This is a genomic window from Hydrogenophaga sp. (genome assembly GCF_030651625.1).
Taxonomy (GTDB): Bacteria; Pseudomonadota; Gammaproteobacteria; order Burkholderiales; family Burkholderiaceae_C; genus Hydrogenophaga.
Genome location: NZ_JAUSCF010000031.1, coordinates 224,454 through 249,642, shown reverse-complemented (window position 1 = coordinate 249,642; position 25,189 = coordinate 224,454). Strand labels below are relative to the sequence as shown.

Annotated in this window: 22 protein-coding genes and 1 pseudogene; 6 read left to right on the top strand and 17 right to left on the bottom strand. The window is 59.9% G+C overall.

The genetic code is table 11. The features are described 5' to 3' along the window. Positions 1 to 42: 42 nt before the first annotated feature. From Q7V46_RS15845 to Q7V46_RS15770, 16 genes are all read right to left on the bottom strand, one after another. Entirely contained in the window at positions 43 to 2,016 is a 1,974-nt protein-coding gene (locus Q7V46_RS15845; protein ID WP_304914509.1) for a type IV secretory system conjugative DNA transfer family protein, read from the bottom strand. A 61-nt stretch (positions 2,017 to 2,077) separates the two neighbouring features. After that, positions 2,078 to 2,899 (bottom strand): lysozyme inhibitor LprI family protein, encoded by an 822-nt coding sequence (locus tag Q7V46_RS15840; protein ID WP_304914508.1) that lies wholly within the window; start codon positions 2,897 to 2,899, stop codon positions 2,078 to 2,080. Between the two features lie 162 nt (positions 2,900 to 3,061). Beyond that, positions 3,062 to 4,111, bottom strand: a complete 1,050-nt coding sequence (gene virB11, locus Q7V46_RS15835; RefSeq protein ID WP_304914507.1) for a P-type DNA transfer ATPase VirB11 — start codon at positions 4,109 to 4,111, stop codon at positions 3,062 to 3,064. Between the two features lie 101 nt (positions 4,112 to 4,212). After that, positions 4,213 to 5,289: a TrbI/VirB10 family protein gene (locus Q7V46_RS15830; RefSeq protein WP_304914506.1), complete on the bottom strand. Its 1,077-nt coding sequence runs from the start codon at positions 5,287 to 5,289 to the stop codon at positions 4,213 to 4,215. Then, positions 5,289 to 6,041 carry a TrbG/VirB9 family P-type conjugative transfer protein gene (locus tag Q7V46_RS15825; protein WP_304914505.1) on the bottom strand — a complete coding sequence of 251 codons (753 nt, stop codon included), beginning with the start codon at positions 6,039 to 6,041 and terminating at the stop codon, positions 5,289 to 5,291. Before Q7V46_RS15825 ends, Q7V46_RS15830 begins: the two co-directional genes overlap by 1 nt. Positions 6,042 to 6,143: 102 nt before the next feature. Then, positions 6,144 to 7,043: a virB8 family protein gene (locus Q7V46_RS15820; RefSeq protein WP_304914504.1), complete on the bottom strand. Its 900-nt coding sequence runs from the start codon at positions 7,041 to 7,043 to the stop codon at positions 6,144 to 6,146. A gap of 68 nt (positions 7,044 to 7,111) precedes the next feature. Continuing rightward, positions 7,112 to 7,540 (bottom strand): hypothetical protein, encoded by a 429-nt coding sequence (locus tag Q7V46_RS15815; protein ID WP_304914503.1) that lies wholly within the window; start codon positions 7,538 to 7,540, stop codon positions 7,112 to 7,114. Positions 7,541 to 7,590: 50 nt separating this feature from the next. Then, on the bottom strand, positions 7,591 to 9,210 hold the full coding sequence (locus tag Q7V46_RS15810) for a type IV secretion system protein (RefSeq protein ID WP_304914502.1): 1,620 nt from the start codon (positions 9,208 to 9,210) through the stop codon (positions 7,591 to 7,593). An 87-nt stretch (positions 9,211 to 9,297) separates the two neighbouring features. Beyond that, positions 9,298 to 9,903: a hypothetical protein gene (locus tag Q7V46_RS15805; protein WP_304914501.1), complete on the bottom strand. Its 606-nt coding sequence runs from the start codon at positions 9,901 to 9,903 to the stop codon at positions 9,298 to 9,300. A gap of 8 nt (positions 9,904 to 9,911) precedes the next feature. Continuing rightward, a complete protein-coding gene (locus tag Q7V46_RS15800; RefSeq protein WP_304914500.1) occupies positions 9,912 to 10,304 on the bottom strand; it encodes a hypothetical protein in 393 nt (130 codons plus the stop codon). 235 nt (positions 10,305 to 10,539) lie between these two features. After that, positions 10,540 to 11,223: a hypothetical protein gene (locus tag Q7V46_RS15795; protein ID WP_304914499.1), complete on the bottom strand. Its 684-nt coding sequence runs from the start codon at positions 11,221 to 11,223 to the stop codon at positions 10,540 to 10,542. Further along, a complete protein-coding gene (locus tag Q7V46_RS15790; RefSeq protein ID WP_304914498.1) occupies positions 11,220 to 11,678 on the bottom strand; it encodes a hypothetical protein in 459 nt (152 codons plus the stop codon). Before Q7V46_RS15790 ends, Q7V46_RS15795 begins: the two co-directional genes overlap by 4 nt. Further along, positions 11,675 to 14,158 carry a VirB4 family type IV secretion/conjugal transfer ATPase gene (locus Q7V46_RS15785; protein ID WP_304914497.1) on the bottom strand — a complete coding sequence of 828 codons (2,484 nt, stop codon included), beginning with the start codon at positions 14,156 to 14,158 and terminating at the stop codon, positions 11,675 to 11,677. Before Q7V46_RS15785 ends, Q7V46_RS15790 begins: the two co-directional genes overlap by 4 nt. Positions 14,159 to 14,195: 37 nt before the next feature. Beyond that, entirely contained in the window at positions 14,196 to 14,519 is a 324-nt protein-coding gene (locus Q7V46_RS15780) for a type IV secretion system protein VirB3 (protein ID WP_304914496.1), read from the bottom strand. Between the two features lie 77 nt (positions 14,520 to 14,596). Next, positions 14,597 to 14,938 (bottom strand): TrbC/VirB2 family protein, encoded by a 342-nt coding sequence (locus Q7V46_RS15775; RefSeq protein WP_304914495.1) that lies wholly within the window; start codon positions 14,936 to 14,938, stop codon positions 14,597 to 14,599. Between the two features lie 20 nt (positions 14,939 to 14,958). After that, complete coding sequence (locus tag Q7V46_RS15770) at positions 14,959 to 16,011, bottom strand: lytic transglycosylase domain-containing protein (protein WP_304914494.1); 1,053 nt, start codon at positions 16,009 to 16,011, stop codon at positions 14,959 to 14,961. Between the two features lie 375 nt (positions 16,012 to 16,386). On the opposite strand from Q7V46_RS15770, the pseudogene Q7V46_RS15765 reads away from it, so the two are divergent. Next, positions 16,387 to 17,296: pseudogene (locus Q7V46_RS15765) on the top strand (transposase); the annotation flags it as partial. 173 nt (positions 17,297 to 17,469) lie between these two features. On the opposite strand, the gene Q7V46_RS15760 reads toward Q7V46_RS15765, so the two are convergent. Next, positions 17,470 to 18,633 carry an acyl-CoA dehydrogenase family protein gene (locus Q7V46_RS15760; protein ID WP_304914493.1) on the bottom strand — a complete coding sequence of 388 codons (1,164 nt, stop codon included), beginning with the start codon at positions 18,631 to 18,633 and terminating at the stop codon, positions 17,470 to 17,472. A gap of 124 nt (positions 18,634 to 18,757) precedes the next feature. Between Q7V46_RS15760 and Q7V46_RS15755 the strand changes: the two genes are divergently transcribed. The 5 genes from Q7V46_RS15755 to Q7V46_RS15735 all read left to right on the top strand — a co-directional run bounded on the left by Q7V46_RS15755 (position 18,758) and on the right by Q7V46_RS15735 (position 25,187). Next, a complete protein-coding gene (locus tag Q7V46_RS15755; RefSeq protein ID WP_304914492.1) occupies positions 18,758 to 19,963 on the top strand; it encodes an acetyl-CoA C-acetyltransferase in 1,206 nt (401 codons plus the stop codon). A gap of 21 nt (positions 19,964 to 19,984) precedes the next feature. Beyond that, complete coding sequence (locus tag Q7V46_RS15750; RefSeq protein ID WP_304914491.1) at positions 19,985 to 22,162, top strand: 3-hydroxyacyl-CoA dehydrogenase NAD-binding domain-containing protein; 2,178 nt, start codon at positions 19,985 to 19,987, stop codon at positions 22,160 to 22,162. Between the two features lie 99 nt (positions 22,163 to 22,261). Next, the gene (gene fabG, locus Q7V46_RS15745) at positions 22,262 to 23,005 is read left to right on the top strand and encodes a 3-oxoacyl-ACP reductase FabG (RefSeq protein WP_304914490.1); all 744 of its coding nucleotides are present in this window, start codon (positions 22,262 to 22,264) and stop codon (positions 23,003 to 23,005) included. A 164-nt stretch (positions 23,006 to 23,169) separates the two neighbouring features. Next, entirely contained in the window at positions 23,170 to 24,804 is a 1,635-nt protein-coding gene (locus Q7V46_RS15740) for an ATP-binding protein (protein WP_304914489.1), read from the top strand. After that, positions 24,801 to 25,187: a response regulator gene (locus Q7V46_RS15735; protein ID WP_304914488.1), complete on the top strand. Its 387-nt coding sequence runs from the start codon at positions 24,801 to 24,803 to the stop codon at positions 25,185 to 25,187. Before Q7V46_RS15740 ends, Q7V46_RS15735 begins: the two co-directional genes overlap by 4 nt. Positions 25,188 to 25,189 lie beyond the last annotated feature (2 nt).

The window sequence follows — 25,189 nt, the reverse complement described above, 5'->3', positions numbered from 1 at the left end:
CCACTACCCAGAGTGCGATGCGCCATGCAACACGTCTTGCACTCATGTACGAACCTCCGTTGATGAAAAACCTGAAATCTGTCCGGCGGTGCAGGCCCGAACATGCGTCAACGCGCGGTCAAACTCGCCCACAATGCCGCCCAGTCCGGTGTATTCGGAGGGAAGGCCTCCAGATCTTGTTACTGCACCCGTGGCAGGCGGCTCCGCAGCGGCTGGCGATGGTGGCGGCGGCGTCTTGGGTTGCATTTGCATCACCCTTTCTGGGGGCAGCCCCGTCGCAGCAGCCGTCGGGAAGCCGGAGGGTGTGGCTGCACTGGCACGCAGACTGCCTAACTGCAACAACGGAGGCACCACACGAGGCTCCACCCGCCGTTTGAAAACGGCTTCTTTGAAGTGCCGAATTTTCTGGGACATCACCGGTTGTGCCATGCCTTCCACAATGAGGATCTGCTTGTCATCGCCCAGAGCCTTGAGTTCCTGCGGCAACATCAGGGCGCGGCGCTCCTCGCTCTCGCTGCGTGTGTAGCTCGACTCCCGCGAGCGGCTGCGGCTGACACTGCGCTTGCGCACACTGGTGTAGCCCAGCATCTCGCTGTACTCATTGGCGTCCTGCTGTTCGCGTGGCGCAAAAATGATGCGCAGCGCGTGATTGGTCAACAGCGTGCGCGCCACCTCACGGCCGTAGGTTGACTCCAGCTGCGAAAGGCTTTGCACGATCGGCATCAGTCGCAGGTTGTAGCCGGCCATGAAGCTGACCGCATTGGCAATGATGTCCATCCGGCCGATGCTGGTGAACTCATCCATCAGCAGCAGGCACTGGTGTTTCAGCTCCGGGTTGGCCTGTGGGAGTTCGCGAGTGTTCTGGTTGATCAACTGGCTGAAGAACAGGTTGAGGATCAACCGGCTTTCGGCGAGTTTGTTTGGCTGGATCACCACGTAGATGCTCATGCGCCGCTTGCGCACCTCGCGCAGGTCAAAATCATTGACTGTGGTAGCAGCGTCAACCACCGGATTCAGCCAAGGGTTCAGCGGCTCCTTGAACGTGCCCATGATGCTGGCAAAGGTTTCATCGGCCTGACTTAACAGAGTGACAAAGGCGGTTCGCGCCGGCTGGCTCAGCAATAACCAGCTCGCCAGGTCTTTGAGATAGCTCTTGAAGTCCTGATCGGCACGGCCCGAGGCCAAACGGTACAGACTGCCCATGGTGGGAGCAGCCACAGACGTGTCTGCCTTGAACCGCTTTGACAAATAATCCGCCTGTTCAAATGCGTACAAGGCAAAGGCCATGAAGGCGTTCTGTGCCTGGTTGGCCCAGAACGGGTCCTTGTGCGGGCTGGACGTGGGGTACAACATGGCCGCGATGCTTTGTAGGTCGCTGATCCGGAAGTTGGGGTCGGACGACACGTAGCCCAGCGGATTCCACCGGTGGGTGCGGAAGTCCTCAGCGAAGGGGTTGAAGAGGTAGACGGATTGACCATACCTGGCCCGGAAGCCGCTGGTGAGGTCGAAGTTTTCCTGTTTGATGTCGAGCACCACCACCGATCCCTGGTAACTCAGGAGGTTGGGAATCACAATGCCCACGCCCTTGCCTGAACGGGTGGGCGCGGCCACCATGGCAAATTGCTGGCCGTTGAAATACAGGAATTTGCCATCCTTCTTGCCTACCACCAGCGCTGTGTCCTCGGGTTTAAGCATGTTCTTCCCGCGCAGGTCAGCCAGGGTGGCAAATCTGGCGTCACCGTACAGGTTCGGCCTTCTGTGCAACACCAGAGCCAACACCAGGGCCATTCCAACCAACAGCGAAAAGCCGATTCCGATCAGCCCACTGCTTCTGACGGTTGCGCCGTGAATGGGGTGGTCCGCATGCGCCAGCCAATACGATACATAGCTGGTCAAGGCCACCTGCTTCAATGGCATGTCGAGTCGCCAGAACAGCAGCAGGCCACTGAGATAGGCCCCACACGCCATCGCGATCACGAGAAGCCCAGCCAGAAACCACCATTTCGCTTTGCTCACCGCCAGCCTCCCTTGTGATCAACCGCAACGAGGGGTGCAAACCCAAAACCGGACAGTTGTGTCATTGCACACGGTACTGCTGCATTTGCCATTGCGCGAGGCGGAAGCGACAGGCTTCGTTGGCCGACTGGAACAGCGGCGCCTGGAAGCCTTGCTCACGCACGTAGGCGAGGCAGCGGTTGTCCCGGTACTGCAGCCACGAACGGTGACTGGCATCGAGATTGACCGCATAGCGTTGGGCATACGCGCGCCCACGTTCACGCGCAAGTGCGGGTCGCTGCGCTTGCTTTTGCTCCACCAAAGCGGTGTGCAGCGTACGGTCGGTGGTCAGGCGCAACCGCCGGCATTCGCTCAGCGACGGCGTGGGGCCGGCGCAGGCCTGCCGTTCCTCCGGCCAATCCAACGCTGACCTTTCACCTTCTTCCATCAACCCGGGCAAAGACAACTGCCGGATCCACCGGCCCGCCTGGGGGGAGTAGCAGTGCTCATGTCGAACCAAGCGGGCATCTGCCGCTTCTTGAGTGATCGTCAGGCATCCAGGATTGATGACATCGATCAGGCCGATGTTGGAAAGGGTCTCGACCAGCACGAATTTTCCGGCGGCCTCGTCGAACTGGTAAAGGCTGCCGACCACTGACGCGTCGCCATCACTTCGGCGGTTCGGCACCAGAAAGTCCGGCAGGCCATCACCGTTGGCGTCAACGACTGTCAACCACTGTTCGGGATCAATCTCCGATATGGACATGCCGAAGTCGTGCGCAATGGTCTGTACCTCGGTTTCGTCTTGCGTCACCACGATGAACCCGGCGCCCAATAAGCCGCCTTCTGCATCCGGGCTGTCGCTCTCCACAAACTTGAAGCGATAGGCGTCGGCGCCTGCCATGGCCTCCGTTTGCACCACAGCAAGCTCAGGCGTTGCCGGCCTGGGTAGCAGCGCGCAGCCCGTCATCCACAGCGACACGCCCACGATACAGGTGCGTCGAATAGGTTTCCACACGTTCATTCTTCTTTCCTCCTGAAGTTGCAAAAGTACTTACCGGGCGTGTCAGACCATCGCCAGCTTGCGCGCCGGATCAAAGTCGATGCCGGTGATGTACCGTCGGCCGGCATGCGCCTGTATGTGCACAACGATGTCGATGGTCAGAATCAGCAGGCGCTTGATCTCGTTGAAGCCCAGTCCAGCCCCTTCGGGCGACGCCTTGACCATCAGGGCCATCTGGTCCCAGGTCTGCGTGGTGCTGCCGGCATGGCAGCTGGTGATGGAACCCGGGTGACCGGACGCGCAGTTGCGGATGTAATAGAACGACTCGTCACCGCGAATTTCTGCCAGGATGATGCGGTCCGGCTTCATCCGAAGGCAGGCCTCCATGCAACCTTTGGATGTGACGTTTGCGGTCCCCTGGCCACCGCGCGAGTAAATGAGATGCACGGCATTGGGCTGCTCGATGAACAGTTCACGCGCGTCTTCGATAGTGATCAACCGTTCATGTGCGGGAATGTGCGTGACGAGCGACTTCATGAACGTGGTCTTGCCACTGCCCGTGGCGCCTGAAACCACGATGTTCTTCTTGTAGAGCACGGCCTTGCTGAAGAAGCCATGAAAGTCGCCCGCCTTTTGCAGCGCCAGCAGTTCCCGATCGAGCTCGGTGACCTCGCCGTTGCACTCCAGAATGTGCGAAAAAAAACCGTCTGCCTGGTACTGATCAAGCGTTTTCACGTAGCGTGAAGGCAGGCGGATGGTGATGGACACCGTGTCGGCCGGCACCGCTGGTGGCAGCACGAACTGCGCTCGCTGGCCGGTCGGAAAAGTCAGTGAAACCACCGGATCGGTGTGGGTGATGCGCTGTCCGGTTTTGCTCTCATTGACCACGGTGGTGCAGAACTGTCTGGCGCGCTCGTAGGTCAGCCCCGGAACCTTCACCGTTTGCCAACCGGCCTGCGTTTCCAGGTACAACTCACCGGGTCTGTTGATGCAGATCTCTGTGACCTCGGGATCGTTCAGGTACGCCGTGATGCCCAGCACGTGGTACTGGTAGTCCAGAAACTCGGTCGAGATGTCGGCAACCGGTTCTGCGGGAATGTCGTGAGGCGTCATGAAAAAGCAGTCAGGCAGAGACGTAGCGGGAGATTGGGTTGGACAGCCAAGCGGCGGCACCTGCATCTCGCAGGTGCCGACGGGTCGCCGGATCGTTGTGATCAGCGCATCACTGAAGAAAAATCCACATCGCGCGCGGCAAAAATGTTCACGATCGTGCCGTTGAGCACCGTGACCGTGGCCTTGCGGTTGGCTGAGCGGGACAGCATTTCCGTGGCAGCGCGTTTGGTGGTGGTGGCCGTGTGCGACTCCCAGGGGTCCACCCGGGTGGACGCCACCCGACCATCGCTGTCGTACTGGGTGGTCTCTCTGCCCCTTATGTCGTTTCGGTCGGCAAACTTCTGCGCGCCCGCGTCGATGGTGTCGGCCAGCAGGCTCACCAACAAGGCCGCGCCAATGCGTTCGCCCCAGTGGCCGTCGTAGATGCCGGGTACGCCAGCGCCCCCCAGCGCGTCGGTGCCTGCGCTGTCGATGCGAACGTCGAGGCCGGTGGTGGTGAGAATCCGCGTCCAGACGATGCCGATGCGGTCAAAGTGCTCGTCCACGTACTTGTATTCGCCGGTGACCTTGGACCCCTTGTCGACCAGCAGCCGTCGACCGTTCACAGAATAGATGCGCTCGGTCACGATGCAGGAGGTCATGCCGGGATGGGTCGACACGACCTTGGTCTCCAGGGCACACCGAATGAAGGTGCCGCGCGTGAGGGTGAAGTCGGCGTTGGCCAGTTGCTGCACGGCACCGCGCTTTACCGATGAGTATTCGTCCTGGAAGAACGGACTCTTGTTGCCCTGTCCTTGTTGGGCGGCCACCAGGTTGTCCTGGTTGGCCATGCGGCGCTCAAGGAGGTCGTCGCGTGGTTCCGGCACGGGCGGCAAGGGTGCGGCGGGTACCGGCAAGGCGGCGGCAGCTTTCGCAGGAGGCGGGGGTGGAGGTGCTGGTTTGAACTCCGGCTTCCTGGGCACCTCCACTTCTTCGAACTTGACCCGCTTTTTCTTGTCGTCGGCCGAGAACGCGCTGCTGGTGATCCAGAGTGTTGCGCCGATCACGGCAATTGAGACCAGCACCACGTAGGCCACAGCCATCTTGTTCACGCCACGGGACAAACCGGATGAGAGACGCGGCATGTTGTCGTTGAAGACGGCCCGCTGTCCGTCGGCCGCTGGAAATTGTTCATTCATCACGGGTTCCTCCTCAAGCCGACGATGTCGGCACCCAGGCGCAGCACAAGATAGGGATACACCCCGTGCACGACCACCACGCCGTCTTCTGTTTTGGTGTTCACCAGAAACTCTTCGCCGTTGCGCTCATTGCGACCAAAGAACGCAGGCACATTGGCCATGGCAGGCAGATGCACAAACGTGAACTGCTGGTTGTCGTACACGCGGGTAGGAACGATGGTCGAGTCCTCGCGCACCGCCGCGTAGTCGTATTTCAGGTGGTAGGTGGACTGGGAGTTCAGCGGTGCGGCCGTGGGTGACAGCACCTGGTTGAGGGCCGACTGGGAACTCTGTGCAGCCGGTGGGGCCTCGTTGCCGTAGACAAATCGCACCTTGTACTGCACGCCAGCGCGCTTGGCCTCCTCGATGGACCGCCACTTGGTGGCCGTGACCACCAGTTCGATCAGGTACGAGCGCATGTTGGTGCGAATGAACATGTTGGTGTCGACGTCCACGTTTTTCGGTCGAACAAAGAACACGTTGTCTTTTCGCACCAGCTCCCAGCCGTCACTGAAGCCTGTACCGAAACTGCTGACCTGCTCCTGCGAACTGATCTCGATCTGCGTGGCAATGCCCAGCCCCGTGTTCACGCGAACCACCTGATCGGGCTGGTACATCACAGTGCGTACCTCCTGTGCGATGGCGGCATTCGCCCAAAGGCTCACGCCAAACCACACGCTCGCCAAGCCTGGCCACCATCGTGTTCTGCTCATTCCATTCACTCCCTGAAATCAAAATTCATTGGCGACATCCATGGCCTCATGCCGATGGGTATCACCGTCGAAAGGCCGCCGTGTTCTCACTCGATACGTTTGTCACTGAGTGGTGGGCGTGGACGGCGCACCAGGCAGGCCGATCTGAGGCACTTCTTGTCTGGCCGTGGCAGGGAGAGTGGTCGCTGCTGCATCTGCACCACGGAAGCTCATGCCTTCTCCTTCTTCCAGCAGAGGAATGCCCCCTTCCATTTCCTGCGACTTGAACACCGGCGCGTTGAACTCGTCGTCGACCCGGAAGGCCGTCACCTGAAACCCCAGCGGGTTGCGCAGCCGCAAGCTGTCGCTCATGCGCAGGTTGGTCTTGTATTCGTAGTTCATCGTGCCCACGTGGCTGCTGAGGTATTCGCTGCGGCCACTCGCCTTATCGAACTTCCATTTTTCAAACCGAACCGTCGCTCCCACGGGTGGCTTGCGCCGTTCTTCGTCCATGCCGTGGAAGACGATGCTGTTGACCTTGACCCGGATGGCGGCGTTGCGCCCCCAGCGTTTCTCCGGACTTTGAGCACTGCCATCGAACTGTTTGACGAACAGGCTTTTCACCTGATCGTTCGACATGGATGCGACGAACTCCCAGTCGTGCTCGTTGATGGTGTCCCAGTCGTAACCTTCGCGGGCCTGAACGAAGCGTGCCACGTAGCTGCGGTTGAGCGCCTCACTGGCATAGATACCGGAATACGCCACATCGTCACGCAGGTGGGTGACCGTGCTGGTGCTGCGCTTCAGATCCACCGTTACCAGATAGGGCACCTTTTCCTTCAGCGGCAGCATGAAGGCGATGGCCGCCACCAGGCACACGGTCACGGCCATGGAACAGAAAGTGACGATCCAGGCCAGACGCTCGCTGCGCTTGACCTGGAAAATGGTGTTGCTCTCAAAGTCGATCGACTTCTTGAGGATGTCTTGCGAGGCTTCAGAAATCTCGCGCTTGAAGAGAGCCATGAGTGAGGCGTTCCGGGTTCGGTTTTTGTTGGACGGGCAGACTGCAGATCGTGGGGAAAGACCCGTCCTCAGGGCAGGCGCGTGACACGCAGATCACGATTGGCCAGCACCTGCACGCGCAAGCGCTGGGGGCTGTAGGTGCGCCGCACCACGGTCAGGGCGCGCTGCAGGTTGTTGTCAGCCGCCTGCTCCAGCGCTGCCACCAGGGTCAGGTCGCTGGGGTACTGCCAGTCCAGCGTTCCACCGTATTCCTTGGCCCAGCGCTCCAGCAAACCCTGCAGGCTGGTGTCTGTGGGAAGCAACTGGAACCGGTGCATGGCCACCTCCTCCTTCAGGGGAATCTCCATGGGCGTTTCTGCCAGAACGTTCACTGGCTTCCAGTTGTCACCAAAGTCTTCGGACATGGGTGGTACGGTGGCGCAGGCTTTCATGAGCAGGACTACCAACAAGGGCAGTCCGCGCCGCAGGGTGGGAAAAAAATCGGGATGCGATGTCATGAAGAAGGATGTTCTGTTCTGAGCGGGCGTGGTGGCCTTGACCGGAGCAGTCACGACCGAACGCCTTCCGTGTTTCGTTGACCCCATGGCACCTGCGGGCGCGAGGCCGTCTCGCTTTGTGCAGGTGGCGTGGGCGTGGCGCCAGGCGGGAGCGTGCGGTGCACTGAGGTGTCCGGGTTCTCAGGTCTCGACGAGCTGCCTCCTCCACCGTCTGTGTTCGTCGTGCCGTTGTGACTCGCTCTGCTGCCTGACGAAGCGGCAGCGGGTGTCACGTGCTCGTTGGCTGCACCCGACACACCCAGGTGGCCGCCCCGCCCATTCCAGCTACCCTGCCCGTTGTGTTGGGTGTTGGCGGTGTCGAAATCTCGGAATTCTGTCGAGCGCGCCTGAACATCGTTGATCTGCTCCAACCTTGAAACGCTGGAATTTTCAGAAGCCAACCCTCTTGTACCTGGGGCTGCGCCCACAGAGGCGGTTGAATCTCCGCCAGTGAGATGACCGGTGGTCCTTGAGACTTGCTGCCCACCGATACCCGTGCTTCCGTCACCAGAGGGGCCGTTTGCTGGTGCAGGCAAACTGGGCGGAGGCGTCAGATACCCACTCTCACCCTGCGCACCCTGGCCTGCACCTAAAGCACCTGCACCGCCATAAGCCATCCCCGGGATGCCGGTGCCTCCGCCAGCCATGCGACCCGCCATGGCACCACCTATCATTCCACCCATGGCGCCGGTGGCAAACCCGACGCCGGCGTTGAAGAACTGCATGACCATGGGCGGCACTGAAATGATGATGGCGCTCATCAGGGTTCCCAGCGTGGCCATGCGCATTGCGCTGCCGGAGATGTCAAAGGAGGCAATTGAGCCGAGGCCCTCGCTGCCGTTGGCGTAGTAGGCGGCCAGCACAGACGCGCCATAAATCGCCGACATGCGGAGCGCGATACCGGACACCACGGCAAGCGCTGCGAGCGACACAAAGGCACCCAGCAAAAACTTGGCCCACGACCAGAACAGGGACGACGTCTGCTGAAACAGCAAGAAAAAGATGAACAGAGGCGCCAGCATGATGGCAAACGTGATGGCAATTTCCGCCAGCAAGGCCAACACGGTGGTGATCATGGCCGGCCCGCTTTGCCCCAGCAAACCAGCCGCCGTGGTCAGGCTGTTGCCCGAGACACCTGCCTGCTGTCCGCCCGCGAGGTTGTTGATGACTTGATTGATCACCTGCGCCAGGCCCAGGTTGATGTCGATCATGCGATAGACGTTGGTGTCTTCTCCAACCACGGCCGTGGTCACGAGCCGCTGAAAATCCAGCACCGTGTCCGCAATCGCGGGCGACTGTCTGGCCACCAGACTGACCAGTGAAAGCAAGAACACGAGCTTTGCCGTCTTGAAAAGAAGCCCTGTAAACGGCTGCCGGTTGGTCCCCGAGATCACCATGAAGCCCTGGTACAGCACCCACAGCGTCACGATCGTTGTGGACAACATGCCCAGGGCCGTGCCCAGCCGCGCTGCGGCCGCATCGCGGTAGGTGCCAATCAGCATGTCCTGGATCAGGTACTCACGAACCGTGCAGAAGAACACCGCGTCGGTCAGCGTGGCGACGTACTCTGGCGCCACCATCATCAACAAGGCCGCCACGGCCTGTAGCAATATGCCGTCGTCGCAGTTCATGGGGAGCCTCCCAATCGCGTGGCCTGGGCGTTTCGGGCGAACTGAAACAGCCCCTGATGAGCACAAAAATGTGAGTTCATGGCCGCGCTACCGCATGAGAGCAGGCATGAACGGCACCGCGCCCAGGCTTCTTGACCCAGGTCTGCGCGTATCGGAAACACGCCGAGCTTCCGCCATCTGCATTTCGTACATTTTTTCGCGCTGCTTGTAGCCGTCCATGAGGACTTGGAGTTGCATCGCGTCGTTCTGAATCTGTGCTTGAACGCCTTGAAGTTCAAACTGGTAGCGCTGCAGCTGGCCTGCTTCCGTAGAAGCTCCACGCGCAGTACGAATCAACGCGGTGATCCGCTCTCTTCGTCGATGAATAATTTCCAACAATCCTTCGCTTTGCTCCAAAGTCTTGAGTCGCAAGTTGCGCAAACCTTGACACGCCTTGAAGTGTTTTTCATTAAGCCGCTCATCGCCACAATCCTCCTCGGTTGTGATGAATCTCGCGCGCTCTGCCAATTCGATTGTTGAAAAATCCGAACCGAGTTCCGCCTGTTCTTCAAAATCATCCAGGGAAGGCTGTGTATACGATCGCACATTATTGATCTTGACCAACTCTTGATGCACACGATTATCAAAGACAGCCCACTGCGCCAAACAAGACTGACTGATGGCCAAGCTAACGGTGAAAATTACGTATTTCATTGCAGTTTCTATACAAACTGACGATTATCACGAACAGGGCTTGGTGAAGGTGCAATCCACAAGGAGCCGGTAATGTAGTACTCATCGGTACGACTTATCCATCCAAAAGTTACCCGAAGAACTTCCCCATTCTGCTCCCATGTCATGGTTTCGGGCGCGTCATTATCAGGGAGTCTGCCAACCACATTGATCACATCCTGCCTATCCATTCCCGCTTGCAGAGCGTCGTGCGCAGGTCTAAGGCTTTTTCCGCTCTGTGCAGAGTCATCATCGCCCCCGCCCCCGCCACCGCAAGCAACCAGCGCCAACGCAGTCGATCCCCCCAATGCCCAGCGCGCCAAAGTGCGGCGATTAATTGGCAACTCTTTGGGTTGGACTTGATTATTCTTGTAGGCTTGCATAACTATCCTCCTGAATTGAGTGGTGTGAAAATTGGGCTTTAGCTGCGTTCCAGTACAAGCACATTGCTTGAACAGGTCCGCAAGGTCTTGATCGTTGGTCCACTGGACCGGTGTTGCGCACAAGGCACAACACCGTCCGTGAACTCTTCCTCCCTGGCGCGTGACAAACTGACATATTTATTCATGGATTGACCGGAACACGCATCTGGCCAAGCATTCAATTCGATAACAGCACTCACCATAAAAACTCCGGTCGCATGTGCGCCTCACAAACCGCGCGTGCCTTGCTAAATTCCAGGGCATCAATCGAATCCCGCAAGTGTTCGGGCAGCAGATGGCGGTATGGCACGTGCTCTGCATCCAACGCCAATGCCAACAGCCGCACGGATCGATCTTTTTCCATCGCAACATCATCAAATGCGTCTCCGGCGCCCCAATGGCTGGTGCCCTGAAGAGCGGCCAGACGGGCCGCAATGCAGTAGTGGTACACGCCTTGTTGGTCCGTGTTGATAGGCGGTGCTTTCGCATCGATCATCGCGCGTGGATAGCTGTACTGCACTTCCATTACCCGTTCGTTTTGGCGGGTGACTTGTACAACAGCTTGGTCTGCCAATGATTCATTCGGCGATTTCAGCCAGTCCGCGAGATGGAATCGAATTCGACCCTGGTTATTCCATTCCGGCCAATGGGCAGGCGCACGCCCGGTCAGTTCAAAAGGTGCTTTGAGATCAACGACAATCTCCTTTTGTGCGGGTTGGGGTGGACTTGCACAAGCGCCGAGCAATGAAATGGCCAGCAGCATCGCAGGCGCTGCAATGTGGGGGCGAATGCCGTTCGCTATCTGTGAGATGAACCTCTTCAGTCCAAACCACCGGAAATGATCGTCAGCTAGAAGTGCCAGTTGGCTGAAGTACGTCATCTGCGGTGCTCACAATCGCTGATTCCGTTGGTGCCATTGGGGTCTCCCTTTTTCTCCAACGCCTCCATCGGACCACCGGACCCTTGCCAAGTGCCTTCCGTGGAAGACTGAGGGCAGGTTTGCATGAATGAAGGAATCCACTGGCTGTTCTGCGGATAACAGTTGGGAATCCAGGCCCAGGTGCCGGCCGAAGGTGCCACTGAAATCCAGCAATGCAGGGGGTACCCGATGCGGCAGAACGAAAAAACGTCCTGCTCATACGGCAGGTTGGAATTGAAGTGGGCCCCGCCTGTTTCACCGTGTGCGTCGACGCCATCGCAACTGGACGACTGGGCCGCACAATGACCGGCGCTCAACGCCAAGGCTGCACACAACAACCAATGTCTGGATTTCATTTTCTTGACGGCCTTCCTGATCGGTGTTTTGGTATTGCGGTGCGGCGGGCTGCGGCTCAACCAGCGACCGCCTCAGTGGCGGACTGAGGTCGGGCATGCCGCAGGAACTCATGGTTGTTGGCCATGAAGGTTTCGCGCTGGGTGCGCAAGCCTTTTCGGCGGGCGTGAAATTCAGGTAGCCAGGCATCAGGGTTGCCCGGTTCGGGGTGGTGGCGCAGCAGATCGTTCAGGATTTCCACGTTGTCGCTGGAACCTGAGAGCACGGCCAGCTCGTCGTCCATGCCGTTGAGGTTGAGCTGGCAGAGCACGGCGTTGTGGCCCTGCTTGACCAGAAAGCAGCGGCTGCGCTCGTCCAGCCCGACCACCAGTTCGAACTCGGCCCGCGTGAGCTTGAGTCCGTCCAGGTAGTCCTTGGGATCGGCGTTGGGGTTGGGCAGCAGGATGAGGGTGGCGGTCTGCTCGATGAGCGAGGCTGAGATGTCGCTGTTGAGCGCGTCTTGTGGGCTCTGGGTGGCGAAGATGCCCAGGCCGTTCTGTTTGCGGATCGTCTTTTGTTTGTTCTTGGCGAACTCCTTCAGCCCGCCCTTGCCTTCCAGCACTTTCCAGAATTCGTCCATCACATAAATGAACGGGCGCCCGTCGATGAGGCTTTCCATGCGGTGCAGCAGGTACTGGATGATGGGCTCGCGGGTGCGGGCGTCTTCGATGACCTCGGTGTAGTCGAAGCCGACGATGCTGGCACCACCAAATTCGATCGCGTCTCGCGGGTTGTCGAACACCCAGGCGGCCGGACCGCCCTGGCACCAGAGCGAGAGGCAGTCGTACAGGCTGTTTTCGCCGTGATTGGTCAGGCTCTTGCGCAGGTTGGTCATGGTGCGCAGGTGGCGCGGTGTGTCGAGCATGGCGCGCACGGCGCGAATGAGATCTTCGGACTCGGAGGCGCTGTACTTCTCTTTGCCACACAGCGTTTGCAGCAGTTCGACGAGAAACTGCTCGTTCTCAGGCGTGTTGTCGCATTGCAGCGGATTGAAGCCAGTGGGCTGCCCTTTCTCCAGCGTGAAGTAGCGCCCGCCGCAGGCCTGGATGAAGATCTGCGCGCCTTTGTCTTTGTCGAAGAAAAAGATGGTGGGCTCGGGGTCGAGCTTCTGGACCTGGCTGAGCAGAAAGTTGATCAGTGCGGTTTTGCCGGTACCGGACTTGCCGATGACCATGGTGTTCGCAATCGCCTTTTCACCCAGCGAATATTCGTTGGGCTTGGTTGCGTGGAAATTGAAGTGGTAGGCTTGGTTGTTCAGCGTCTGAAGGATGCTGACCGAGGGGCCCCATGGGTTGAAATTGGGCTTGCCAGTGGCAAAGTTGTGGAGCGGGCTCAGGCCCAGGAAATTGAGCGAGCTGAGGTTGGCCAGCCTGGGGCGGAAGCGCCAGTTGCAGGGCAACTGCGCGTAGTACGCAGCAGCCACGGCCACGTCTTCCTTGGTGGTGACGAAGCTTGCGCCGGAGAGCTGTGCGCGCGCCTGCGCCACGCTGGTGTACAGCTCTTCCTGGCTCGCCGCAAAGATGACCATGTTGAAGTGGTACTGGCCCAGCACAAAGTTGCCGGAGGCCAGTTCGTCCATGGCGTAGTCGAGCTCCACGATCTGACTCACGGCCTTGTCTTCAGAAGACAGCATGGCCCCCTTGGTGCGCTCCAGCGCCTTCATGGAGTCATAACGGCTCATGGGTGTAAACGAGTGCGTGATCACGTACTCGAACTCGAGGTACTTGAGGCTGTTCAGAATGCCCGGCCAGGTGCTGTCGGCGTATTCCTTGATGTTGAGAATGGCGCCGTAATGGTTGTCGCCATTGCTGGTGCGCACGGCAAAGTCGCCGCTGCCGGTGGAGAACATGTGGCGGCTGGTGGGCAGGTACTGGTGGATGGGTGCGTTGAGCACCGGCACCGGTTCGTCCACATGGTTGACGAGGTAGCCAAAGAACTCGAGGTTTTCAGAGAACACCTGTTTCTGGGCACTCTCATACAGGCCCAGCCTGTAGGGTGAATAGTCTTTGAGCAAGGCTTCGCAGTTGCCAGCGAGCTCGTAGATTTTTTCCAGCGACACCTTTTCCTGGTGGCGCAGTTCTTCGATGTCTCTGGAAAGCGCAGCAAAGCGTTTGCCGCTGACCACGGGCCGGTAGATCATGGTCAGGTACAGCTCGTTCTGCATCAATCGCTGGGTGGACAGACGCTGGATGTAGCGGTCGTGCAGATCCTGGTTGAAGCGCTGACGAAACCGTGCGCCCGCCTTCAGTGGTCTGCGGCGGCGCACATCGTGCGCCCAGAAGGCGACGTTCTCGAAGTCGGGTGCGCGCAGGCTCTGCAACAGGTTGTTGAAGGTCTTGTGCCGGTGCTCGAGCTCCCAGTCTTCCCTGCCCACAAAGGGGAATCCGCTGAGCAACCAGGTGATCAGGTAGTCGCCTTCACGCGTTTTCACCACGTGCGTATCCACGTGCGTGCTGAACGGGATGAAGTTGCTGAAGTTGGCGTCGGGCGAAAGCAGAGACATGTTTGAGACCGGGCTGTGTATCACTGAAGAGGCGCGTTCAGCACTGGTCGTATCCGCGCATGCGGGCCGCCCGCTTGCGGTAGGCCACAGGACAAAACACCCAGGCGTTGTGGTAGGCCGCGTGGTTTCGCGGCAGAAAGCGAAACACCAGGTTCAGCCCAATCAAGCGGAAGATCATTTCGTCCTTCTTGGTCATGAGTCGCATGATCAAGATGGAGAAAGGGATCACCAGCAGCAGGTACAGCGAGACGTACATGGCGAGAATCAGCGGCCCACCCGCGCCCACCAGGAACGGGATGTACGGCACCCCGAGGATGGTCGCGGGGCGGGTGCAGCCGCGAAACAGCGTGTCTTTGTGCATGTGGACTCAGGGCTTCAGTTAGGGGCAAGTGGTGTGGTCACGAGGTGGCTACGCCATCCCGAATGCACACGACTCGCTCAGCAAGTGGCGACCGATGAACCCACGAACCAGGTCGCAATCGTGGCGGCGCCGCCGATGAGCAAGCCACCGATGAGGATGGGTGCGACGTCGGAAAGGCGCTTGTGAGCGAAAGCGATCTGATAGCCCGCAAAGATGATCGCCACAGTGACCACGCCAATCGAGACGGCACCCAACAGCGTCACGACGCTTTGCATGAAGCCATCGACGTTTGCACAGGCTTCTGCAAACCCTGGCACCTGAGCCACAGCCTGAGGCATGAAGCCCACAAGACAAAGGCCGACGATCGTCGTGAGGACCACATTCATTTCGATGCGACTGCGATTTGCGCTGGGGTGCATGGAGGTACTTCCTTGAGTTGTCAAAAAACAAATGACCTGTCGGAAACATCCGATGGGTCCGGTTGGGGTTGGGCTCCGCCGCCAGAACGAACGCCGGCATCGGGGTTTTCAGGTTGCCCTGAAGGCTCGGTGGAATGAAGCAGGCTGCCGCCTTTCAGCACCGCCATGCCTGTTCCTGAACGCGACACAGTTGCAGTGCGGCTGCTGGTGGCAGGCGAATCGGGTACCGCGTGGGGATTGGGCAGGGGCAGTTGTTCGCCTGGCGTTGAAGGAGCAGGCAGGATCACTCGGGTCTGGTAGGGGTTGCCATTGACGCCGACGACCTGGACCGGAATATGCGCAAGGCTGCTGGGTGCTTGGCCAGTGTTGCCTGACGTCACCGCTCCAGGCCCCGGCACCGGAATGGCTGGCCGGCTCTCGGCGGTCTCTGGCTTGGTGGGTTGGCTGTGAGCGAGCGCCATGGCCTTGGCATTGACCTCCAGCGGGGTGTGTGGAAGGTATTTCCGCACAGCGTAGGGTTCCGGGTACGGCGCGCGGTGGTCCACCGGCGGCACCACATTGGGCGCCCCCAGCGGCAGGTTTTCTTGGCGAGCCGGGCGGCGTGGCAGATTGTTGTATGGAATGATGCGAAGGCTTGCCCGGTCGGAGCCGCCGGCCTGCACTTTGCGCATCGAGGCGTAGATCTTCTGGACGTAACCGTGCTTGAAACCGGTGACGAAGTTGCCGGAGTAGTAGCAGCTGAATGCCTTACCCCAGTCCTGCGCTCGGTCGTAGCACTCGCGCAGGATGCGCGACCCGGCCAGCAGGTTGGCGCAAACATCAAAGGCCTCTGAGTACGTATTCAACCCGTAGGGTGCCAGGTTGTAGCGATTGACCTGCGCAATGCCAACGGAAAAGTTGTAGCCCTCTTGCCGCAGCAGTTGCACAGCCGCCAGCGCTTCTTCGACATTGCGCGGCTGACGGGCCAGATAACCGCCGACCACGCCAATAGCAAAAGGGTTGCGAGAAGACTCCACCTGCACCACGTGCTGCATGACTTCTCGGGGAACGGCCAGATCGGGACAATCGAACATGTGGTGCCTGCAGGCCACCTCAGCAATGACACCTCCGCCCAAGCGGGCGAACGTATGGTGTGTGCGCCCTGGTGGGCACAGGTGCAGGAAACCGCGCGATGCACATGACCGATGGACGATCGAATACGCGCTCGCCGGAACCCGTTGCACCGGATTGCTGTGGAAAACCCCTCCCTTGCTCTGTTTAATTCTGGGCGGGAGTATAGCTACTTAGGTAGTATTTATTCAGGAAGATACCCTGTCAATGTTGACAGGGTATACCTACTTTTATTGCTCTATTCGTTCTTTTTTATTCTTTCAAACCGCTGCTAAGAAGCGATAGAGATTGAGAAGGGTGAGATAGCCGCCTGAATCCCCGGACCCGTCCTATCGCTTATTTTTGAAGATGGAAGTAGGACTACGAGTGCGATCAGGCATACGGACACGGTTGAAGTCATCTTGAAAAACCGGCGCCACAGTCGCTGGGCCCCTACGGAGAAAACTGCGCTGGTGCGGCGCACCTACGAGCCAGGCATGAGCGTGTCTTTGGTGGCACGCCAGGAGGGCGTCACGGCCAGCTTGCTGTTCCAGAGGCAAAAGCTCGATCTCCAAGGTGCCCTGATGGCAGTCAGTGCTGAAGAGGCGGTGGTGTCGGCATCGGAGCTGACCGCTGCCCACGCCGAGATCGCCAAGCTGCCGCGGGTGCCGGGCAAGAAGACCCTGGAGAACGAAATCCTCAAAGAAACCGTGGAGCACGCAGCCGAAAAAGTGGATGGTGTGCTCGCCCTTGTTGCCCTGGGACGAACAACGAAAATAGTCTTCCGGGCACTGGGCGTGGCGCGCTCGCTTCTAGATGAGCTGCATCACCGCTGCGAAGACTGGCGCGTTGGTCGCAAGGGGCGCACGCTGGCGGGCTATGCGCAGTTGCACGACCAAATCCGGGAGCAGATCACCGATCTGCCCAACTACGGATATCGACGTGCCTTCGCCCTGGTCAAACGCCAACGCAACGCGCAGGGTCGATTCTCAGTGCGCCTGCCCCGTGATGGCGCAGCCGCGTTGCTGCTACCCAAGGCACCCCCGACGGCGCCAGTCCAGCAGAAGGCACGAGGGCAAGGTAACGGTTGGGCGCAGTAATCTGCGCTGGTGCGCCGATGGTCTGGAGATCATGTGCGACTCGGGAACGAAGGTGACAACCACGTTCGCCAAGAATTGCTACGACCGCGAAGTGGTCGCCTGGCGCGCCTGGGAGGGTAAGGGACTGCCAGATGATCTCGTGCGCGAGATGCTGCTTGCACCGGCTGAGCACGCCCACTGGTTCCGAGCATTGGCAATGGAGAATCGATTTCTGGGGACAGCAATTGATGCCTGTCGTTACCTACCCAGAGGTGACGCTTGCTCAGCCCAGGGACAACATGGCAAACACCCAGTTGGTCAAGATGGGCTCTGGTACGCCGACTTCGGGGTCACCAATTGGGTTCAGCGCCCACCCAACCCCATCCCCCGCGAGATCACCTCTTTCATGATCTCGTTGGTGCCACCATAAATGCGCTGCACCCGCGCGTCGGCATAGGCGCGGGTGATGGGGTATTCCCACATGTAGCCGTAGCCGCCGAACAGCTGCACGCATTCGTCCATCACCTTGCATTGCAGATCTGAGCACCAGTACTTGGCCATGCTGGCAGTGGCCGTGTCCAGCTTGTTCACATTGACGAGTTCGCAGCATTTGTCCACAAACACGCGGGCCACCTGCACCTCGGTCTGCATTTCGGCCAGTTTGTAGCGGGTGTTTTGGAAGGCGGCCACGGTCTGGCCGAATACCTTGCGGTCTTTCACGTAGGTCACAGTCCAGTCGATGGCGGCCTGTGCGGCGGACACGGCGCCAATGGCGATCTGCAGGCGCTCCCACGGCAACTGTTCCATGAGGCAGATAAAGCCACGGTTTTCCATGGCGGTGCCCCCCAGCAACTGGCTGGCGTCGAGCTTCACGTTGTCGAAGAACAGTTCGCTGGTGTCTTGTGCCTTCAGGCCCAGCTTCTTCAGGCGCTTGCCCTTCTCAAAACCGGGCATGCCGCGCTCCACCAGAAAAAGGCTGGTGCCTTTGGCGCCGGCGTCGGGCTGGGTTTTGGCCACCACGATCACCAGGTCGGCATGCCAGCCGTTGGTGATGAAGGTCTTGCTGCCGTTGAGCAGGTAGCTGCCGTCGGCCTGTTTGAGCGCTGTGGTTTTCACACCTTGCAGATCACTGCCGGCGGCGGGTTCGCTCATGGCAATGGCTCCCACCATGGCGCCGCTGGCCAGCAGTGGCAGGTATTTCTGTTTCTGCGCCTCAGTGCCGTAATGCAGGATGTACGGCGCCACGATTTCGCTGTGCAGGCCGTAGCCAATGCCGCTGAAGCCGCCGCGCGCCAGCTCTTCCATCTGCACCACTGAATAGAGTTTGTCGCCTTCCGCACCACCATAGGCTTCAGGCATGGTCATGCATAGGAAGCCGTTTTCACCGGCCTTGTTCCACACGGCACGGTCCACGTAGCCCTGCTCTTCCCAGGCCTCATGGTGCGGTGCAATTTCTTTCTCCATGAAGCGGCGAAAGCTGTCACGAAAGGCTTCGTGGTCGGGGGAAAACAGGGTGCGGTCGATCATGGTGTCACCTATCAGACTGGGTCGGTAGATTTATACAAAGCAAATGCTTGGCAAAAGTCTATACTGATTCGCCTGTACCGGCCACCGGCGGCATCCCCAGAACGTTCCCCAGGAGACACCCACCATGAGCGAAGCCTTCATATACGACGCCATCCGCACGCCGCGCGGCAAGGGCAAAAAGGACGGCAGCCTGCACGAGGTCAAGCCGGTCAACCTGCTGGCAGGCTTGCTGAGCGAGCTGCAGCGGCGCAACGATCTGGACACGGCCGCTGTGGACGATGTGGTGATGGGCGTGGTTTCGCCCATTGGCGAACAAGGTTCTGTGCTACCCAAGGTGGCCGCACTCAAGGCGGGCTGGGACTGGCGGTGTTCAGGCGTGCAGCTCAACCGGTTCTGCGCCTCAGGCCTTGAGGCGGTGAACATGGCCGCCATGAAGGTGAAGAGCGGCTGGGAAGACCTGGTGGTGGCTGGCGGTGTGGAGAGCATGAGCCGCGTGCCCATTGGCTCAGACGGCGGGGCCTGGGCGCAAGACCCGGAAACCAACAGCGCCACGCTGTTTGTGCCGCAGGGCATTGGCGCAGACCTGATCGCCACGCTCAATGGGTTCAGCCGCGCCGACGTGGATGCCTTCGCACTGGAATCGCAGAGACGCGCCACGGCTGCGCGCGCGGCTGGCCACTTTGACCGTTCGGTGGTGGCCGTGAAAGACGCGCTGGGCCAGACCATTCTGGCGCAGGACGAATTCATCAAGCCCGGCACCACGATGGAAGGCCTGGGTGGCCTCAAGCCGGCTTTTGAGCAACTGGGTGCCATGGGCTTTGACGCCGTGGCCCTGCAGCGCTACCCGCAGGTGGAGCGCATCCACCATGTACACCACGCGGGCAATTCATCAGGCATTGTGGACGGCGCTGCGGCCATGCTGATTGGCAGCGAGGCCGCAGGCAAACAGCATGGCTTCACGCCGCGCGCCCGCATCGTCTCGGTGGCCCTCTCAGGTGCAGACCCGACCATCATGCTCACCGGCCCCATGCCGGCCGCGCGCAAGGCGTTGGCCAAGGCAGGACTCAGCATCGACCAGATCGATCTGTTTGAAGTGAACGAAGCATTTGCCGCTGTGCCCATGAAGTTCATGCAAGAGATGGGTGTGCCGCACGAGAAGGTGAACGTGAACGGAGGGGCGATCGCCATGGGGCACCCGCTGGGGGCCACGGGCGCGATGATTCTGAACACGCTGATTGATGAGCTGCACCGCACCGGGAAAAGATATGGATTGGCAACCCTCTGCGTTGGCGGCGGGATGGGCATTGCAACGATTGTTGAGCGCGTCTGATCAAAAGCGGAGACCACAAACATGATCACCCAAACCATCCGCTACGACCTCGCCAACGGCATCGCGACCATCACCTTTGACGAACAGGGCTCGCCGGTCAACACCATGTGCCTGCAGTGGCAGGACGACCTGGACGCCATCGCTGCACAAGTGGTCAAGGACCGCGAGCAGATCAAGGGCATCGTGCTGGCGTCGGCCAAGAGCACTTTCTTTGCGGGCGCTGACCTGAAGGGCGTGATGCGCTCCACCGCGGCCGACGGCCCCCGCGTGTTCACCGAGATTGAACGCATCAAGCGCAACTTCCGCACCCTTGAAACGCAGGGTGTGCCGGTGGTGAGCTGCCTCAACGGCGCAGCGCTCGGGGGCGGTTGGGAGGTGGCGCTGGTGGGCCACCACCGCATTGCCGTGAACAACCCCAAAGTGCAGTTTGGCCTGCCGGAAATCACACTGGGACTGATTCCCGGCGGTGGCGGCATCACCAAGATGACGCGTCTGCTGGGGTTGATGGCTGCGCAGCCCTACATCCTTGAGAGCAAGCTGTTCGGCCCTGAAGAGGCTTTGAAGATCGGTGTGGTGCACGAGTTGGTGGCGACCGCCGAAGAGCTGCTGCCCAAAGCCCTGGCATTCATCGAAGCCGCACAAGGCAAGCCCGAGGCCTGCCAGCACGTGTGGGACCGCAAGGACTACAAAATGCCCGGCGGCACGCCAAGCAACCCCAAGATCGCCAATCTGTTGAGCGTGGCGCCCGCCGTACTCAAACAGAAAACGCGTGGCCTCTACCCTGCCCCGGAAGCCGCTCTGGCGGCCATGGTGGAAGGGGCCATGGTGGACTTCGACACCGCCATGCGCGTGGAGAGCCGCTACCTGGCCGGGCTGATGATCAGCCCGGTGGCGAAGAACATGATCAACACGTTCTTCTTCAACATGAACGCCATCAAGGGAGGCCAGTCACGCCCCGGCCCTTCGACAGGCTCAGGGCGAACGGAGAAGTACCAGCCGAAGAAGGTGGGCATCCTGGGCGCGGGCATGATGGGCGCCGGTATTGCCTATGCGCAGGCCACACGCGGCATTGCCACCGTGCTCAAGGATGTGAGCCCAGAAGCTGCCGAAAAAGGCAAGGCCTACACCGCCAAGCTCACGCAGAAGCGCGTGGACAAGGGCCAGATGGCGGCTGAGAAGCAGGCGGGCATTCTGAGTCTCATCACGCCTACCGCAAGCGCCGCCGACCTCAAAGGCTGTGAGCTGATCATCGAGGCGGTGTTCGAGCAGCGCGAACTCAAAGCCATGGTGACCCAGGAAGCCGAGCCCATGCTGGCCGAAGGCGGGTTCTTTGCCAGCAACACCTCCACACTGCCCATTTCAGGTCTGGCCCAGGCAAGCGGCAAGCCGGAAAAATTTGTCGGCATCCACTTCTTCAGTCCAGTGGACAAGATGAAGCTGGTGGAGATCATCCGTGGCAAGCAGACAGACGATGAAACCATTGCCCGCGCTTACGACTATGTGCAGGCGCTGGGCAAGCTGCCCATCGTGGTGAACGACTCGCGCGGCTTCTACACCAGCCGCACCTTCGGCACCTTCGTGATGGAGGGCGCGGCCATGCTGGGCGAAGGCATTCCGGCGCCGGTGATCGAGAACTGTGCCATGCAGGTGGGCATGCCGGTGGGCCCGTTGGCGGTTTTGGACGAGACGGCGCTTTCGCTCTCGGTGCATGTGCTGGAGCAGACGCGCCTGGACTTTCAGAAGGAAGGCAAACAGTACGTGGCCACCCCGGGCGAAACGCTGGTGGAGCACATGGTCAAGCAGCACAAGCGGCCGGGGCGCGCTGGCGGTAGCGGCTTTTACGACTACCCGGAAGGCCAGAAAAAGGTGCTCTGGCCCACACTCAAAACACTGTTCGAAAAGCCCGATAAAGCCTACAACCTGCAGGACATCAAGGACCGCATCCTCTACCGTCAAGCGGTGGAAACCGCGCGTTGCCTGTCCGAAGGCGTGCTCACAAGTGTGCACGACGGCAACATCGGCTCGATCTTCGGAATTGGCTTCCCGGCGTGGACCGGTGGAGCCCTGCAGTTCATCTACGGCATGGGCATCGAGGCCTTCGAGCAGCGCTGCGTCGAGCTGGCGGCGAAGCACGGCAGCGGCTTCGTTCTCAGCGACGCGGTCAAGGCCGCCATTCGCCAGCACCAGCCCGTGTACTGAGGCTCGTCAATCTGGCGTCAACAGGGCTCGCTAGACTCATTCAGCGGCCGGCGGCTGTTCAGCTTGCCGGCTTTTTCTCGTCATTTCCCTACTGAAATCATGAAACGACTCGACAACAAGATCAGCATCATCACCGGCGCCGCCCAGGGCATTGGTCTCGCCACCGCGCTCAAGTTCGCCCGCGAAGGCGCCACGGTCATCGTCTGCGACGTGAAGCAGGCCGCGGTGGACGCAGCGGTCGCGCAGTGCGAAGCCGAAGGCGCCACCGCGGTGGGCTTCGTGATGGACGTCACCCAGCGCGAGATGGTCGATGCCGTGGTCGCCGAGGTGAAGGAGCGTTTCGGCCGCATCGATGTGCTGGTCAACAACGCCGGCATCACCCAGGACGCGCGACTGCAGAAGATGACGCTGGAGCAGTTCGACAAGGTGATCGACGTGAACCTGCGGGGCGTGTTCCATTGTGCGCAGGCAGTGGCCGACACCATGACTGCGCAAGGCAGCGGCGTGATCCTCAACGCAAGCTCGGTGGTGGGCATCTACGGCAACTTCGGCCAGACCAACTATGCCGCCAGCAAGTTCGGCGTGATCGGCTTCACCAAGACCTGGAGTCGTGAACTCGGCCCCAAAGGTGTTCGTGTCAATGCTGTGGCGCCGGGCTTCATCAGCACCTCCATCCTGAGCACCATTCCTGACAAGGTCATTCAGGAGATGGAGCACCGTGTGCCTCTGCGCCGCCTGGGTCAACCAGAAGAAATCGCCAATGTGTACGCGTTTCTGGCCAGCGACGAAGCCAGCTACATCAATGGTGCGGTGATTGAAGTTTCTGGCGGCATGTCGGTCTGATCGTTGCATGCTCGCAAGGGCTGCCAGGGGCTGGCTGGCGGACCCGTTGCCAGGCATGCTTTTCGTGCGTGAGGTACTGCCCAGTACCCACAGCCTCCTGACAGTCGGTTCCCATTAATTTTGAACAGCATGCAAAAATCGTATACACCATTTTTGCCGCCCAAATGCTGATTGCCCCCCTGCCCTACAACGAAGAAAAACGCCTAGCCCGATTGAATGGCCTGGGCGTGCTCGACACCCTGCCGCAGCAGGCTTTTGACGACATTTCGGCGTTGGCGCAGGCCATCTGCGGCACGCCGATTGCGCTGATCACGCTGATCGACAGGGACCGCCAGTGGTTCAAGTCCCGAATTGGCGTGGACATGACCGAAACGCCCCGCGAAGTGGCCTTCTGTTCGCACGCCATCCTGAACCCGGGTCAGACGATGATGGTCCCCGACATGCGCCAGGATGACCGTTTTCACGACAATCCTTTCGTGAACGGACCCACCCAGGTCCGTTTCTATGCCGGCGCACCCATCGTGACAGATGACGGGTTTGCGCTGGGCGCCGTGTGTGTGATCGATCAAGAACCGCGAGAGCTCACCCCTGTCCAGCTGGACGCATTGTGCAGGCTCTCTGCGTTGGTGGTCACGCTGCTGGAACATGAGAAAGTGCGCATGCAGGAAGCCGCCCGCACCGCAGAGGCCGTGGAGCGCCAGAACGAGGAGCTCACGGCAATGGCCGTGGCCGGTCTGGACCTGCTGGTCTATGTGGACCGCAACTACGTCTACCAGCATGTCAACGACACGTTCCTGGAATACTGGGCCTGCTCACGTGAGCAGATTGTCGGTCGCACCCTGGCCGACCTGGTCGGCGAACAGGCTTTCAAGGACGTGATTCAGCCCAAGCTCGAACTGGCGCTTGCAGGCCAGGCCAGTCAATACCATCGCATGACGCAGTTTCCGGGCAAGGGATCGCGTCATGTGCAAGTGGCCTTGATGCCGGCACGCAATGCGCAGGGTGCCATCACGGGCGCCGTCATGCGCGCACAAGATGTGCACGACATCAGGCAGCGCGAAGCGCACCTGCGCGAAACCGTGGCCCTGCTGGAACAGAGAACGCACCAGCAAGAGCGCTTCATCCACATGCTTTCGCACGATTTTCGCGAGCCCATCAACGCCATCAACAACTTCTCGTCGTTGCTGGAATCGGACCACCTTGACGACTTGCCTGCTTCAGGTCAGCAGTACCTTGGGTTTGTGCGTTCAGGGGGGCAGCGTATGGGCACTCTGCTGAACGATCTTCTGCGCTTCATGCAACTGGACAAGCACTCGCTGGCCACGGAGCGAGTCGAATTGCACGGCGTGATGGAACAGGTGAAGGTCGACCTGGCACCCATGCTGGCGAGCGGTGCAGGCACACTTGAAGTGCTCACACTTCCGAAGGTTCAGGCAGATGCGGCACTGCTGCGAGACCTCTTGCGCAACCTCGTGGCCAATGGGCTTCAGTTCACGAAGCCTGGCGTACCGGCTCACGTGCGGGTCTTGGCTGAGCGACAAGATGGCTTCGACCTGGTACATGTCGAAGACAATGGCATTGGCGTGGCCCCCGAGCATCAGGAGGCCGTGTTCGATATGCTCAAACGACTGCATTTGCGCCGCGCACACCCTGGCTCGGGACTCGGACTGCCGATCGCCCGTCGCATTGCATCCATGCATGGTGGTTACCTGACAATGCGATCGGTGCCCGGCGAAGGAAGTCGCTTCACCTTGCGCCTCCCGTTGGCACACGGTACCCCCAGTGAAAGCTCCGTGTGATTGCTCCGACCCGCTTCATCCTCATTGATGACAATGAAGCCGACAACGTCTTCCACGAAATCATGATTCGCCGAGCCGGTTTCTCCGGTGAGTTGCTGATCTTTGAAGATGCCGGAGAAGCGTTGGTTTTCTTGCAGAGGGATCCGCTCATCGCACCCACCTGCATCTTTCTCGACATCAACATGCCTGTGATGGACGGCTTTGAATTCGCTCGGCAGGCCAAGTCACTGTTGAACGAAAAATCCACGGTGTGGCTGATGATGCTGACATCCTCAGACGCCCCCAGGGACCGGCAGATCGCCAGTGAAATGCCGTTGATTCGGGACTTCATCACCAAGCCCCTTTCTGTGCAGAAGGTGCGTGACCTGCTGAGCGTCAGCTGAAG